Origin of the sequence: Brevibacterium metallidurans (genome assembly GCF_037101285.1) — a bacterium.
GTDB lineage: Bacteria > Actinomycetota > Actinomycetes > Actinomycetales > Brevibacteriaceae > Brevibacterium > Brevibacterium metallidurans.
Window position 1 is genome coordinate 1 of the sequence record NZ_BAAAAF010000022.1, and the last position, 13,217, is coordinate 13,217.

Annotated in this window: 10 protein-coding genes and 1 rRNA gene; 4 read left to right on the forward strand and 7 right to left on the reverse strand. The window is 67.6% G+C overall.

Going from position 1 to position 13,217, the window contains the following annotated elements; genetic code table 11:
• Positions 1-96: ribosomal RNA gene (locus AACX88_RS16380) — 16S ribosomal RNA — on the reverse strand; the annotation flags it as partial.
• Between the two features lie 583 nt (positions 97-679).
• Here AACX88_RS16380 and AACX88_RS16385 point away from each other — a divergent pair.
• On the forward strand, positions 680-1,684 hold the full coding sequence (locus AACX88_RS16385; protein WP_339393932.1) for an epimerase: 1,005 nt from the start codon (positions 680-682) through the stop codon (positions 1,682-1,684).
• Positions 1,685-1,811: 127 nt separating this feature from the next.
• Here the strand turns inward: AACX88_RS16385 and AACX88_RS16390 are convergent, their stop codons facing one another.
• Positions 1,812-2,345 carry a MarR family winged helix-turn-helix transcriptional regulator gene (locus AACX88_RS16390; RefSeq protein WP_339393933.1) on the reverse strand — a complete coding sequence of 178 codons (534 nt, stop codon included), beginning with the start codon at positions 2,343-2,345 and terminating at the stop codon, positions 1,812-1,814.
• A gap of 178 nt (positions 2,346-2,523) precedes the next feature.
• On the opposite strand from AACX88_RS16390, the gene AACX88_RS16395 reads away from it, so the two are divergent.
• A complete protein-coding gene (locus tag AACX88_RS16395; RefSeq protein WP_339393934.1) occupies positions 2,524-3,156 on the forward strand; it encodes a hypothetical protein in 633 nt (210 codons plus the stop codon).
• A 38-nt stretch (positions 3,157-3,194) separates the two neighbouring features.
• Here AACX88_RS16395 and trhO read toward each other — a convergent pair whose 3' ends face one another.
• Complete coding sequence (gene trhO / locus AACX88_RS16400; protein WP_339393935.1) at positions 3,195-4,103, reverse strand: oxygen-dependent tRNA uridine(34) hydroxylase TrhO; 909 nt, start codon at positions 4,101-4,103, stop codon at positions 3,195-3,197.
• A 234-nt stretch (positions 4,104-4,337) separates the two neighbouring features.
• On the opposite strand from trhO, the gene purL reads away from it, so the two are divergent.
• Positions 4,338-6,704, forward strand: coding sequence for a phosphoribosylformylglycinamidine synthase subunit PurL (gene purL, locus AACX88_RS16405; RefSeq protein ID WP_339393936.1), 2,367 nt, complete (start codon positions 4,338-4,340; stop codon positions 6,702-6,704).
• 81 nt (positions 6,705-6,785) lie between these two features.
• Here purL and AACX88_RS16410 read toward each other — a convergent pair whose 3' ends face one another.
• Positions 6,786-7,148 (reverse strand): hypothetical protein, encoded by a 363-nt coding sequence (locus tag AACX88_RS16410; RefSeq protein WP_339393937.1) that lies wholly within the window; start codon positions 7,146-7,148, stop codon positions 6,786-6,788.
• A gap of 145 nt (positions 7,149-7,293) precedes the next feature.
• Positions 7,294-8,460: a hypothetical protein gene (locus AACX88_RS16415; protein WP_339393938.1), complete on the reverse strand. Its 1,167-nt coding sequence runs from the start codon at positions 8,458-8,460 to the stop codon at positions 7,294-7,296.
• Positions 8,461-8,801: 341 nt separating this feature from the next.
• On the opposite strand from AACX88_RS16415, the gene AACX88_RS16420 reads away from it, so the two are divergent.
• The gene (locus AACX88_RS16420) at positions 8,802-10,031 is read left to right on the forward strand and encodes a cobalamin-independent methionine synthase II family protein (protein WP_339393939.1); all 1,230 of its coding nucleotides are present in this window, start codon (positions 8,802-8,804) and stop codon (positions 10,029-10,031) included.
• A 28-nt stretch (positions 10,032-10,059) separates the two neighbouring features.
• On the opposite strand, the gene AACX88_RS16425 is transcribed toward AACX88_RS16420, so the two are convergent.
• A complete protein-coding gene (locus AACX88_RS16425) occupies positions 10,060-11,460 on the reverse strand; it encodes a TIGR01777 family oxidoreductase (protein ID WP_339393940.1) in 1,401 nt (466 codons plus the stop codon).
• Positions 11,461-11,610: 150 nt separating this feature from the next.
• Positions 11,611-13,182, reverse strand: a complete 1,572-nt coding sequence (gene betC, locus AACX88_RS16430) for a choline-sulfatase (protein ID WP_339393941.1) — start codon at positions 13,180-13,182, stop codon at positions 11,611-11,613.
• Between the last annotated feature and the right edge of the window lie 35 nt (positions 13,183-13,217).

A 13,217-nucleotide genomic window follows, 5' to 3' on the forward strand; every position in this document is an offset into this window, starting at 1 on the left:
CATCCACCCCAGCAAGCTGGGGCTTCAGCGTTCGACTTGCATGTGTTAAGCACGCAGCCAGCGTTCGTCCTGAGCCAGGATCAAACTCTCCATAAAAAATATTTCGATGATCCCGGCAAGACAGTCACCATCCACGGGGGTGGACAGCGACCCCACCACAACCACCAAGGGTCATGGATTTTTGGTTGTCTTACCAGAAAAAATTTCTGGCATCACATTGTTCAAACAAACACGCTATTGGATTCTCAAACCACAAACACACACCCACACCACACACAACCAGAAGCCATGCACTCGGTGGGGGCATCCACAGGATTGCGTTCACCCGAACCACACTCCCGGAAACCGTCCCCGTACAAACACTGTTTGTGCTGGTGACACCCGGTGGAAACACCCCTTTGTCGTGGTGTTCCCGGTGAGGCGAACGAGATATAACTCTAGACCACCCGAACCCCCACACGCAACCCGGAAACCAACCAGAACACCGTGACAACCACCACACGCGCTGGAGGGCCCGAACGGTCCCCTTAAGAAGAACCGAATCCGTCGGCTCGGAACACCCGGGCGAGACCCCGAACTCGGAGCGGTCTGCCGGTCCAGCGAACCACGGGTCGAGACGCACGAGTCCGGTTCCACTGTGCAGCAGAAGATCCCGGTGACCTCACGCTAGCGTGGCCCCATGAGCGACTCACCGGAACCACTGGTCCACTCTCCCCTCGCCGTCATCGCCGGCGCCTCCGGGTTCGTCGGCCGCTCACTCATCGGCCCGCTTCAGGAGTGGGGCTACCGGGTGCGCACGATCGGTAGAGGCACCTCCGCCGATACCGGATGGGACGACCCGAAAGGCATCAAAGCCGCAATCGACGGCGCCGATCTGCTCATCAACCTCGCCGGACGCAGCGTCGGATGTCGGTACACCGATCGGAACCGGCAGGAGATCTGGGACTCCCGCATCCTCACGACCCGAGCACTCCACGAGGCAGTCTCCGCCGCCTCGGCGCCTCCTCGGCTGTGGATCAACGCGAGCACGGCGACGATCTACCGGCATGCGACCGACCGCCCCCAGACCGAGTCGACCGGCGAGATCGGCGAGGGCTTCTCCGTCGATGTGGCCACGGGTTGGGAACGCGAGTTCTTCCGCGGTGAGCTGCCGCGCACGCGTCGAGTCGCCGCCCGCATGGCGATCGTGCTCGGCGACGGGGCCGCTCTCAACATGCTCGCGATGGCCGCTCGCTTCGGCGCGGGCGGCCCGCAGCTCGAAGGACGATGGTTCGGACACCGTCGATACAGGGGCATCGGCCCGGCCCCGACAGGACCGACTGTCTGGCACGGTCATGCCCCGACCCACGGTCGCCAGCGATTCAGCTGGATCCACATCGACGACCTCGTCCGCGCGGTTCGGTTCATCGACACGCATCCGGAGATCACCGGACCCGTCAACCTCGCCAGCCCCGGGGTCTCGGACAATGCGACCCTCATGGCCGCACTGCGTCGAGCCGTACGGATGCCGATCGGCATTCCGGCGCCGAGGTGGCTGCTCGAGACCGGCATGTTCGTCCTCCGGCAGGAGTCGGAGCTCGTGCTCAAGAGCAGGTGGGTGCTGCCGGAACGGCTCGACGCCGCAGGGTTCGACTTCCGTTGGACCGATGTGCGCGCAGCCGCGAAGAGTCTGCTGCGCCGATGACGCGCTGACACTGGATGTCCGGCACTGATCGGGCTTCGGCGGTAGTCATCTGCGACTGCGCACCCACTGGTCACCGATTGTCCCGGTCGCCCTACCCACCGGCCACTGCCCACACCGGTCGCCGCACTCACGTGTCGCCCGGGGCCTGCTTCCCCTCTGTCGGCGATTCCCCGGCGGCCTCGTTCCGCGCCGGCCCCGCATCCCATTCGGCCGGCTCGCTGACAAGGATCTGCCCGAGGGTCGTCCGCAGCTCGGTCACCGCGTCGGCGCCGAGGCGGTCTTCGAGCCACGCGTCGAAGCGGGTGATCACCGACTCGGCGATCTCGACCCCTTTCCACCCGGAATCCGTCAGTCGCACGAGCCGGGCGCGCCCGTCAGTGGGGTCGGGGACGACCTCGACGTAGCCGAGCTTCTCGAGATGACGGACCTGCTCCCCCATCGCCTGCTTCGTCATGCCCGCGCGTTTGGCGAGCTCGGAGGACCTCGTTCCCTCGGGGTCGATGACGAGGAACAGCGGCGCATGCGCTGACCGGATCCCCGCCAGTCCCGCCCGCGCGAGGGCATCATCGAGGCCGCCGAGGAGGTGCTGCGCCGTCGACGAGAGCAGCGAACCGAGCGGCAGCGGTCGCTCCCGCAGAGGATTGGTAAAGTCCTTGACCATTTCGTTCGGGCCTCCTATCCTGAAATCAGTCAACTACCTTACCATTCGAACGCCGAGCGACGGCTCGGACCGTGGGCACCAGTCCGGTCGCCGGTCACCAGCCCGGTTTCCGGGCACTGGGCCGGACGTCGCAACGCCAGCCGCCAGGCCACGAAGTACGGGAGTGAACATGGAGCACATGGACAGGTATCGCCTCATCGGCGGTCTCATCTGGACCGCACTCGGCGTCATCGTCGCCGGCGTCGGCGTGCTGCAGGGCGTGACGGTCGGCCCGATCGTCACGGCCCTCACCGCGCTCACCGTCATCGCGGGCGTGGCAGCACTGACCCGCAGTCGGTGGGCACGGTGGGTGACCGGGCGCCTCCTGGGCGCGGTCATCGGGATCGAACTGCTGCTCTCGGTCGCCGATCGCTTCGGACTCCTCGGAGCGCCCGGCGCCCCCGGAGTCTCATGGGGATCGTGGCCTCAGTTCCTCGCCTATGTCGGGGTGCTGCTGCCGTGGGCACCGAGTCCAGTCGTCACCGCCGCCGGGGTGGTCGCGACGATCGCCGAGGCGGCACTCGGCACCCTGCTCATCATCGGTCCGCTGTGGCGCTGGGTCGGCAAACTCGCGGCCGGCCTCCTTCTCTGCTTCCTCATCGCGATGCTGCCGACCGTCGGCTTCGCCGAGGTGGTCCGCTACGGTGTCGTCCTCCAGATCGGCGCCGTCCTCATCGTCTCGGCGCGCGGCTCCTGGCCCGGACGGGCACGCGCGGCTAGGAAGGACGAGACCGATCGGTGGGGTTTGAGCGACGAGAGGGCGGCAGCCTGATCAGCCGGTGGCCGCGAGACCTGCCGGCGGCGGCATGATCAGCCGGCGGCCGCCTCGGCGAGGACGGGCTGCTCAGTGGACTCGAGGCATGCGGGCTGGAGCCCGGCAGCCGTGCACTCGGCACACCGGAGGTACTGCTTCCGGCATTCGAGGTTCGCGCAGTTGACGAACTCGGGGGTGGCGGTCCCGCAGGAGATGCAGTGGCCGATCGATTCGGCGCCCTCGCCGAACTCGACGTGCATGCGCTTGTCGAAGACGTAGAGGGAGCCGTCCCAGTAGCCGGTGTTGCCGAAGGTCTCGCCGTAGCGGACGATGCCGCCGTCGAGCTGGTAGACCTCGGAGAAGCCGCGGTTCTTCATGAGCACGGAGAGCACTTCGCAGCGGATGCCGCCGGTGCAGTACGTGACGACGGGCTTGTCCTTGAGGTCGTCGTACTTGCCGGACTCGATCTCGGCGATGAAGTCGCGCGTCGTGTCCGTGTCCGGGACGATCGCGTCCCGGAACTTCCCGATCTGGGCCTCCATCGCATTGCGGCCGTCGAAGAAGACGACGTCGTCGCGTTCGTCCATGAGCTTGTGCAGGGCACCCGGCTTGAGGTGGACTCCCCCGCCTTGGACGCCGTCGGCGGTGACCGTGATCTCGTCGTCGGTGCCGAAGGTGACGAGTTCGGGGCGGACCTTGACGCTCAGCCGCGGGAAGTCATCGCCCTGCCCGTTCGACCATTTGATGTCGGCTCCCCGGAACGGCGCGTAGGACTTCGTCGCCCGCACGTACGCCTTGACCTCGCGGATGTCTCCGCCGAGGGTCGCGTTGATGCCGTCCTTGGACACGATGACGCGGCCGGTGAGCCCGAGGCTCTCGGCGAGCGTGTGCTGCCACAGCCGAATCGCTTCGGGATCAGGCAGCGGAGTGAAGACGTAGAACAGGACGATCTTGGGAGTTGCCATGGCCCCCAGTCTAATTTGCCGACCGTTCCCAACACTAAACGCAGACCTCGACGACGGCCCCACCTCGCCGAGGCGGACCTCCGTCCCAGCTCACATGGACCCTGCTCCCGGCTCGGTCGGATCCGGCCCGACCGACTGCGCGGCCTGCGCCAGGGGCGAGGGCGCGCGGCGTTGCCCCGCCCGGATAAGATGGACCCCGAGCTCCGTGTCGTAGGAAAGGGCCACCCAGAGGACATGTCTGAAAACCTCATCTCCGCGAAATCCGAGTCTGCTCGCGCGGACGATGTCCAGGAGGTCGATCAGACCTCGAAGAAGGTCAAGGAGACGGTCGAGTTCGCCACCGCGAACCCCGATGTCGACCAGCCGTTTGCCGAACTCGGTCTCAAAGCCGACGAATACGCCCGGATCAGGGAGATCCTGGGACGGCGCCCCACCTCGGCGGAATTGGCGATGTACTCCGTCATGTGGTCCGAGCACTGCTCGTACAAGTCCTCCAAGGTGCACCTGTCGAAGTTCGGCGACTACGTCACCGATGAGATGAAGAAGTACCTGCTCGTCGGCATCGGCGAGAACGCCGGCGTCGTCGACATCGGCGACGGCTGGGCGGTGACCTTCAAGGTCGAGTCCCACAACCACCCGAGCTACGTCGAACCCCACCAGGGTGCGGCGACCGGTGTGGGCGGCATCGTCCGCGACATCATCTCGATGGGCGCGCGCCCCGTGGCCGTGATGGACCAGCTGCGCTTCGGCGCCGTCGACCACCCCGACACCTCCCGCGTCGTCCACGGCGTCGTCTCGGGCATCAGCCAGTACGGCAACTCCCTGGGCCTGCCCAACATCGGCGGCGAAACCGTCTTCGACTCCGTCTATCAGGGAAACCCCCTGGTCAACGCGCTTGCCGTCGGTGTCCTCCGGCATGAGGACATCCGCCTGGCCAACGCCTCGGGCAAGGGCAACAAGGTCGTCCTCTTCGGTGCGCGCACCGGCGGCGACGGCATCGGCGGGGCCTCGATCCTCGCCTCCGAGTCCTTCGACGACACGAAGCCCTCGAAGCGTCCCGCCGTCCAGGTCGGCGACCCGTTCGCGGAGAAGGTGCTCATCGAATGCTGCCTCGAGCTCTTCGGTGCCGGCGTCGTCGAAGGCATCCAGGACCTCGGTGCCGCAGGCATCAGCTGCGCGACCTCGGAGCTCGCCTCGAACGGCGACGGCGGCATGCACATCGCCCTCGACGACGTGCTCCTGCGCGATGACACGCTCACGCCCGAGGAGATCCTCATGTCCGAGTCGCAGGAGCGGATGATGGCCGTCGTCCGCCCCGACCGTCTCGAGGAGTTCATGTCCATCGTCGACAAGTGGGACGTCGAGACCTCCGTCCTCGGCGAGGTCACGGACACCGGTCGCCTCATCATCGAATGGCACGGCGACGTCATCGTCGACGTGCCCCCGCGTTCGGTCGCCCACGACGGTCCCGTCTATCAGCGTCCGATGGCCGAACCCTCATGGACCGCCGAGGTGGCCGCGAACACCGTCAAGGCCGCCGACCTCAAGCGCCCGGCCACCGATGAGGAGCTCAAGGCGACGATGGTCGAGCTCGCCGCCTCGCCGAACCTCGCGGCGAAGGACTGGATCACCGACCAGTACGACCGCTACGTCCAGGGCAACACCGCTCAGGCGTTCCCCGACGACGCCGGCGTCATCCGCGTCGACGAGGAGACCGGCCTCGGCGTGGCCATCGCCACCGACGCCAACGGCCGCTACGGCTACCTCGACCCCGCCCGGGGTGCACAGCTGGCGCTCGCCGAGGCGTACCGCAACGTCGCCACGGCCGGCGCGATCCCGCGCGCGGTCACCGACTGCCTCAACTTCGGCTCCCCCGAGGACCCGGAAATCATGTGGCAGTTCGCCGCTGCCGTCGAGGGCCTAGCCGAGGCGTGTCAGGACCTCGGCATCCCCGTGACGGGCGGCAACGTGTCCCTGTACAACCAGACGGGCGGCGTGGCGATCCACCCGACCCCGGTCGTCGGTGTGCTCGGCGTCTTCGACGATGTCGCCCGCCGCACCCCGGCCGGTTGGACGGAGCCGGGTCAGACGATCTACCTGCTCGGCACCACGGAGGACGAGCTCGACGGTTCGGCGTGGGCCGACGTCACGGCGGGCCACCTCGGCGGGGTGCCCCCGAAGTACCGTCCGGAGACGGAGCGGGAGCTCGCGGAGATCCTCATCAACTCCTCGCGCGACGGCATGGTCGACGCCGCCCACGACCTCTCCGAAGGCGGTCTCTCGCAGGCCCTCGTCGAGGCGAGCCTGCGCTTCGGCACGGGCGCCCGCATCTGGCTCGACGAACTGTGCGAACGCGACGGCATCGACGTGTTCACCGCGCTGTTCTCCGAATCGACGGCGCGCGCGATCGTCGCGGTGCCGCGGTCGGAGGAGGTCCGGTTCAAGGACATGTGCACGGCGCGGAACTTCCCGTTCATCCGCATTGGCATGACCGACACGGGCGACGGTTCACCCGAGCTCGAGGTCGTCGATCACTTCTCGATCGGCCTCGACGAGCTGCGCACCGCCCATGAGGAGACCCTGCCGAAGCACTTCGGCTGACATCTCGCCCACTCGGCATAGAGCCCCGCAGATCCGTCGGATCGCGGGGCTCGGTCGTTTGTGGTGTCGGCTTCTCTGTCGTCAGACGCGACCTTGCCCGGATGACCGTCGCGGCGTCACGACTCGTTGCTTGCCGAGCAGCAGGATACCGAGGCCGTAGTAGCCGGCGCCCATGAGGATGAAGACCGCGGGCCACAAAGGCGCGATCCGGAGCGCGGAGACGACCGCGGCCACCGCGGCGGCACCGATGAGCACGGCGACGACCCGGCGATGCCACGGGCGCTGAGGACTGGCGTCATCATTGCCGCGGACGTAGAGAGCGATCGGCAGGACGGCGAGAACGGCAGCGAGGATGAGCGCTGGGATCGACATCCAGAAAGCGCCGATTCCGATGACTGCCGCCCCGACGACTCCGCAGACCAGTCCGACGATCCGATCTCTCATAGGTCATCTCCTCACAGAACTTTGCTGATATCCGGCGCACACAGCTGGCTTCATCGATGGTCACTACGGTAGCAGTGGCGAAACTGAGTGTGACAACGGAGCACGCCGGAGACGTGCGACATCGGCCAGTCAGTGAAAACCCCGGTCAGTGGCGAGGGCGGCGCGGGGGTTGGAAATCGGAGGGCGCAGCCTGCGTGGAGTGTGAACCCTTCTGTCCGGAGTCCTGCGGAGGACGGAACTGTTCGGATCTGCGGGCAGGCGACTGGGAGTTGCCGTGCTGCGGCGGCGCGTATCCGGGCTGAGAGGCGACCGGCTGGCTGCCGCCGTAGTGGGCCTGCGCGGAGCCGGGCTGACTGTTCGGTGGTTGAGCGCCGAAAGGCTGCTGCTCATACGGGTGGTCCACGGGGCCGTAGGCCTGCGGATTGCCGAGTCCAGGACCAGCCTGCACCCCCTGTGCACTTCGGACCTGCCGTGATTCGCCGAACGTCGGCTGAGTGACGACGGGAACCGATCCACCGCGGAGACCGCCGAGGAGGTGCAGCAGCCCCAGCGCACCGAAGATGAGAACCAGGGATATCCCCTGGATCAGCCCGGAACCCAACCAAAACGGTGCTCCCGAGGTGAAGACGACCATCTGACCGAGCGAAGAGACCATCGGGACGACGAGGCCACAGCCAGCCGCCACGAGCAGGACCCACCAACGCCGATTCCGCGCGATACACCAGCCCACCAGCTTCGATGCGAGGATGATCGCGGAGAACAGTCCGAAGACCAGCGAGGTCAGCCACACACCCGAGTCGTACCGATAGGTCGCCTCACTGAGGAGCCTCGAGAGCAGCGGCGAAACGACCATGGAGATGATGCCGGCGAAGACGTAGATCCCACCGCCGATCAGTCGTCGGGCCCAGTTCGTGTTCCGGGCGAAGACGAAGGCTGCCGCGGCGAGAAGAAGGGCCAGGATCCCCGCGAACACACCGATGAACGAGTACACAGACATGTACTCGAAGGCCGACGTGCTCATGAGGATCGGCATGACGATGAGCGACGGCAGGCTGAGGACGATGATCCCTCCCCACAGGAGGAAGCGCGAGAGCCACCCGGGAGTGTTCGGCTGCACCGCCCCGACATCGGAGGCCACCGAAACCGCCGGACCGGGCGCGGCGATCTGCGGCTGCGGGTAACCGGCCGGTTGGCTCCACCGGCCGGAATCCACGGTGGGTTGAGCCGGACCGGCAGCGGGCTGATTCCAGCCGCCGTCGGGCTGACTCCACGGACCGCCGGGCTGAGTGTCGTACGGGCGCTGATCGCTCATGGCCTCACTCTATGCGTTCGGTGGGGACTCCACGCGGTCGACAGCGGACTTTCCCCGCCGCAGCCTGATTTCCGCAGCCGCATCCAGAGCCTCGCACAGAGATCCACGGGCAGGACCCGCCCGGTCCGGCCCTCCTCACCAGACCGTGACCCCCGATGACGACGAGGGCCTGCCCGCCAGCTGACGTGTGATTGCCTGAGACCGACCACCCGGTGCAACTGACCGTCCGGTACCGCCGATCGCACAGTGCCGACCACCCGGCGCAGCAGACCACCCAGCACGGCTGATCACCCCGTTCCACCGACCGCACCCGGGAACCGACCGAGAGAAGGAATCCCTCCATGACCACGATCCGCACCTCGCACGCAGGCTCTCTTCCCCGCACACCCGAGCTGCTCGAGGCGAACAAGGCCAAGCAGGCCCAGAACACCGCCCGTCTCGCGGGTCAGACCGTGACCGATGCCGACGCCCAGCACTACGACGAGCTCCTCACCGCAAGCGTCGTCGACCTTGTGCAGCGCCAGCGCGACCTCGGGATCTCGATCCCGAACGACGGCGAATACGGACATGCGATGGCCGCGGACTTCGACTACGGCGCGTGGTGGCACTACTCGTTCGCCCGCACCGACGGTCTCGAACTCGACGAGGTCGACAAATGGGACGCCCCGCCCGTGCGCTCGGCACCCGGCGCGATCCGCCTCACCAGCTTCGGCGACCGGCGTGACCGCAACCTCTTCGCGGGGGTCTACGCCGATGAGAACGCCGGCACGGACACCGGCACCCAGCCCCAGTTCCCCAAGGCCACCGGCCCGATCAGCTACATCGGCCACGATCAGGTCGCCCGCGACATCGCCAATCTCAAGGCCGGACTGACGGCAGCCGGCTACGACGAGTCCGACGGCTACATCAACTCCCTCTCCCCCGGTTCGGCCTCGCGCATCGCGAACGAGCACTACGCCACCGAGGAGGAGTTCATGTGGGCGTGGGCCGATGTCCTGCGCGAGGAGTACCTCGCGATCACCGAGGCGGGGCTGACCGTCCAGATCGACGACCCCTCGCTTGCGGAGAACTTCGACCAGATCAATCCCGCACCCAGCTTCACCGACTACCGGGCCTTCACCCAGATCCGCATCGACGCCCTCAACCACGCCCTGCGCGGCATCGACCCCGCTCAGGTCCGCGTCCACACCTGTTGGGGATCCTGGCACGGACCCCACGTGACCGACCTGCCGTTCGCCGAGATCGTCGACCAGGTGCTCAACATCAACGCCTCGGGCATCACCTTCGAAGCCGCGAACGCCCGGCATGAGCACGAATGGCGGATCTGGGAGGACACCACGCTGCCCGAGGGCAAGCACCTCATCCCCGGCATCGTCTCCCATGCGACGAACGTCGTCGAACATCCCGAACTCGTCGCCGAGCGCATCGGACGCTTCGCCAAGCTCGTCGGTCCTGACAACGTCGTCGCCTCGACCGACTGCGGTCTCGGCGGACGGGTCCATCCGGAGATCGCCGTCGCGAAGCTCCAGGCCCTCACCGAGGGTGCCGCGCTTGCGTCAGCGCGCTTCTGAGGCCGTGGGCTCAGACTGAGCCCACCCCTTACGCCCCGGTGCCGAGCTCCTCGACGAGGCAGTCGTTCAGCGTCGGGTGGGCGAACTGGTATCCGGTGTCCTCGAGCTTCGTCGGCAGGACTTTCTGGTCGGCGAGCGCGAGCTCCCGGGCACCGTCGCGACCGAGGACGAGTTCGGTGACGAACCCAGGCGTCGGGATCCGGGCCGGACGGTGGAGATGGGAGGCGAGCGCCTCGGCGAACTCCTTCTGCGTGACGAGTTCCGGACCGACCGCATTGACGGGACCGCGCACATAGTCGGTGAGCGCCGCATGGACGTAGGACCGGGCGAGGTCGTCGAGGGAGACCCAGGCCAGGCCCTGCTCCCCGCTGCCCAGCCGCCCGCCGGCCCCGGCGAGGTAGAGCGGGGCCTGCACCTTGAGGAACCCGCCGAGCGTCGTCAGGGCGATGCCCGAACGGATCGAGACCCACCGGATGCCGGCGTCCTCGACCCGGGCGGCAGCGGCCTCCCAGTCGCGGCAGAGTTCGGCGAGGAATCCGTCCCCGAAGGGCCCGGACTCGTCGACCGGCTCCTCGGCGTTCGCGCCGTACGCGCCGACGGCGGAGGCGCACACGAAGACCTCCGGCCGCTTCGCCTCGGGCAGGGCGCACATCGTCTCCGCGAGCAGCGTCGTCGAGTCGATCCGGGACGACCGGATCTCCTCCTTCGCCTTCTTCGTGAACCGGGTGGCGATCGATTTCCCGCCGAGGTGGACGACCGCATCCGCCCACGCAAGCTGTTGCGGGTTGAGGATCCCGACCTCGGGATCCCAGTGCACTTCGTACGGGAACTTCGGCGCCCGGCGCACGAGCAGCCGGACGAAGTGACCGGCCGTCGAGAACAGGGCGGCGACCTGCCGGCCGACGAGCCCGCTGCCGCCGGCGATGAGGATGTGCTTGCCCTTGCCCATCCGCAGCAGCGGCGCGCTCATCCGCTCGAGGAACGCGAAGTCCATGAGCAGGCGGCGCTGACGGGCCTCGAACGTCGCCTCGAGGTAGTGGCTGATGCCGCGGTCGATCGTCTCGAAGCCCTGCGGGGTCATCGAGAACTCGATCGTGTCGGAGATCTGCGAGCCCCCGGCCTCCGAGGTGAACTCGTGGGTGTGCTTCCACTGGCTCAGCGGTCCCTTGCGGAGTTCGTCGACGAAGGAGAACCGCGACGGGCCCTCCGAATGAACGGCGGTGAAGGGACGGCGGACGAGTCCGTAGCTGCCGGGCAAGCTGGCTTTGACCTCGGCGATCGAGCCCGGGGCGAGCGGAGGATAGCTCTCCTGGACGATCTCCTGCGCCCAGTGCGGCGAGACCCTGGTGAGCGCCCCGGGCTGAGCGTGCCAATCGTATGCGGTCTCTGCGGCGAGCGGGACTTCCGAGGTCCACTCGAACTTGGTCATGACATCCCTCCTGTCCTTCCGATCTTGCCACTCGAAGCTTGAAGTGTGATCCACAACTCGCCCAATGCTCGGTGAATAAGCACCGAGGCGGTCGCCGGGCGTTCAGCGACTGCCTCGGTCCTCCTCGTGCCGAGCACCGGAGCCCGGAGCTCACCCTGTCAGGTCGGGGATCTTGCCGAATCGGAACGCCGCCCAGAAGTCCCCGCGGACGTACCCGTTGTCGACCGTGGGCTCGAAGTCCCAGTGCCGGACATGTCCGACCCGGAGGGCGTCGGCGACGAGGCGCCGGCTGCGCTGAGAGGCGAGCACGTGGTCCTCGGTGCCGCCGAGGTCGTAGCGGGATTCGATCTCCGCGCGCAGCCGAGCGACGACGTCCGCATACGCGGGATCCCCGGCCCGACTGTTCAGCTCGTCGGGGTCGGCGTCGAGGTCGAAGAGCAGGTCGGGATCGCCCGGGCACACGGTGAGCTTGAACGGCCCGCGCACGATCGTCACCTGCGGGCGGTACGTGCCCTCGGCGAAGTACTCGATGAGAATGTCCCGACCCTCGGGCCCCTGCTCGCCCGCCGACTCGCGCCTGGCCGATTCGAGGAGGGAGAGCCCCGAGAGACCCTCGTCCTCGCCGGGGTCCCGGCCCGCCGGGTCCCCGGCGGCAGCCTGCCCGGCACCGGCGATCTCGAGCAGAGTCGGCGCAAGGTCGAGCAGCGAGACGGGGTTCGCGTACCGGCCGGGGGCGACCACCTCGGCGGGACCGGTCATGATGAGCGGGACACGGGAGGACTGCTCATAGGGCGACATCTTGTACCACAGCCCCTTCTCCCCGAGCATGTCCCCGTGATCGCTCGTGACGATGACGACGGTGTTCGCGGCGAGGTCGAGATCCCGCAGCCGGTCCATGATCGCCCCGACGTGATCGTCGATCGAGGCCACCGCCGCATAGTAGGCGCGTCGGGCCCTCCGGACGTCCGCGGTCGTCGGCTGCCGGTCGTCGAGACCGCTCATCGTCCGCAGCCGGTGGGTGTGCGGGTCGGCGGCGATGTCGGGCACCTCGGGGTGTGCTGGTTCGGGGATGTCCACCTCGGCGAACCGGTCCCAGTGCTCGCGGGGCGGTTCGTACGGGTCGTGCGGGTGGATGAACGAGGTGACCATGAGGAACGGCTGGTCCCCACCGGCGGCCTGGTTCGCTCGCTTCCGATCATTGAGATGACGCAGGGTCCGGAAGATCACCTCGTCGTCGAAGTCCTGCTGGACATTCGCCCTCGCCGCACCCGCAGTGAAGACCGGGTCGGCTTCGTGATACCACTGGAGCCGGTCGTGGAGCGGCCGCTGCCAGTCGGGGACCATGTCGAGATCGGCCGGGTAGACATCGGTCGTCAGCCGCTCCTCGAAACCGTGATGCTGGTCGGGTCCGATGAAGTGCATCCGGCCGATGAGGGCCGTGTGATAGCCGAGGACCCGCAGCCGGTGGGCGAAGGTCGGCACCGAGGCGGCGAAGTCGTCGCCGTTGTCGAGGCAGTCGATCTCCGAGGGCAGGCGCCCGGTCATCATCGACGCCCGCGAGGGAGCGCACAGCGGTGTGGTGCAGTAGGCGCGGTCGAAGACGGCGCCGGATTCTGCGAGTTCGTCGATGTGCGGGGTCAGGGCGGCGTCGTCACCATAGGCGCCGAGCGCCTGGGCCGCCATCTGGTCGGCTTGGATGACGACGATGTTCGGGGGTTGCATATGCTGGTCACGTCCTTGCAGGAGGGCGCGACCGT

What these genes read in the sequence shown, in the direction of transcription:
- AACX88_RS16385 (WP_339393932.1), top strand. Translation starts at nt 680, where the DNA reads ATGAGCGACTCACCGGAACCACTGGTCCACTCTCCCCTCGCCGTCATC.
- AACX88_RS16390 (WP_339393933.1), bottom strand. Translation starts at nt 2,345, where the DNA reads ATGGTCAAGGACTTTACCAATCCTCTGCGGGAGCGACCGCTGCCGCTC.
- AACX88_RS16395 (WP_339393934.1), top strand. Translation starts at nt 2,524, where the DNA reads ATGGACAGGTATCGCCTCATCGGCGGTCTCATCTGGACCGCACTCGGC.
- trhO (WP_339393935.1), bottom strand. Translation starts at nt 4,103, where the DNA reads ATGGCAACTCCCAAGATCGTCCTGTTCTACGTCTTCACTCCGCTGCCT.
- purL (WP_339393936.1), top strand. Translation starts at nt 4,338, where the DNA reads ATGTCTGAAAACCTCATCTCCGCGAAATCCGAGTCTGCTCGCGCGGAC.
- AACX88_RS16410 (WP_339393937.1), bottom strand. Translation starts at nt 7,148, where the DNA reads ATGAGAGATCGGATCGTCGGACTGGTCTGCGGAGTCGTCGGGGCGGCA.
- AACX88_RS16415 (WP_339393938.1), bottom strand. Translation starts at nt 8,460, where the DNA reads ATGAGCGATCAGCGCCCGTACGACACTCAGCCCGGCGGTCCGTGGAGT.
- AACX88_RS16420 (WP_339393939.1), top strand. Translation starts at nt 8,802, where the DNA reads ATGACCACGATCCGCACCTCGCACGCAGGCTCTCTTCCCCGCACACCC.
- AACX88_RS16425 (WP_339393940.1), bottom strand. Translation starts at nt 11,460, where the DNA reads ATGACCAAGTTCGAGTGGACCTCGGAAGTCCCGCTCGCCGCAGAGACC.
- betC (WP_339393941.1), bottom strand. Translation starts at nt 13,182, where the DNA reads ATGCAACCCCCGAACATCGTCGTCATCCAAGCCGACCAGATGGCGGCC.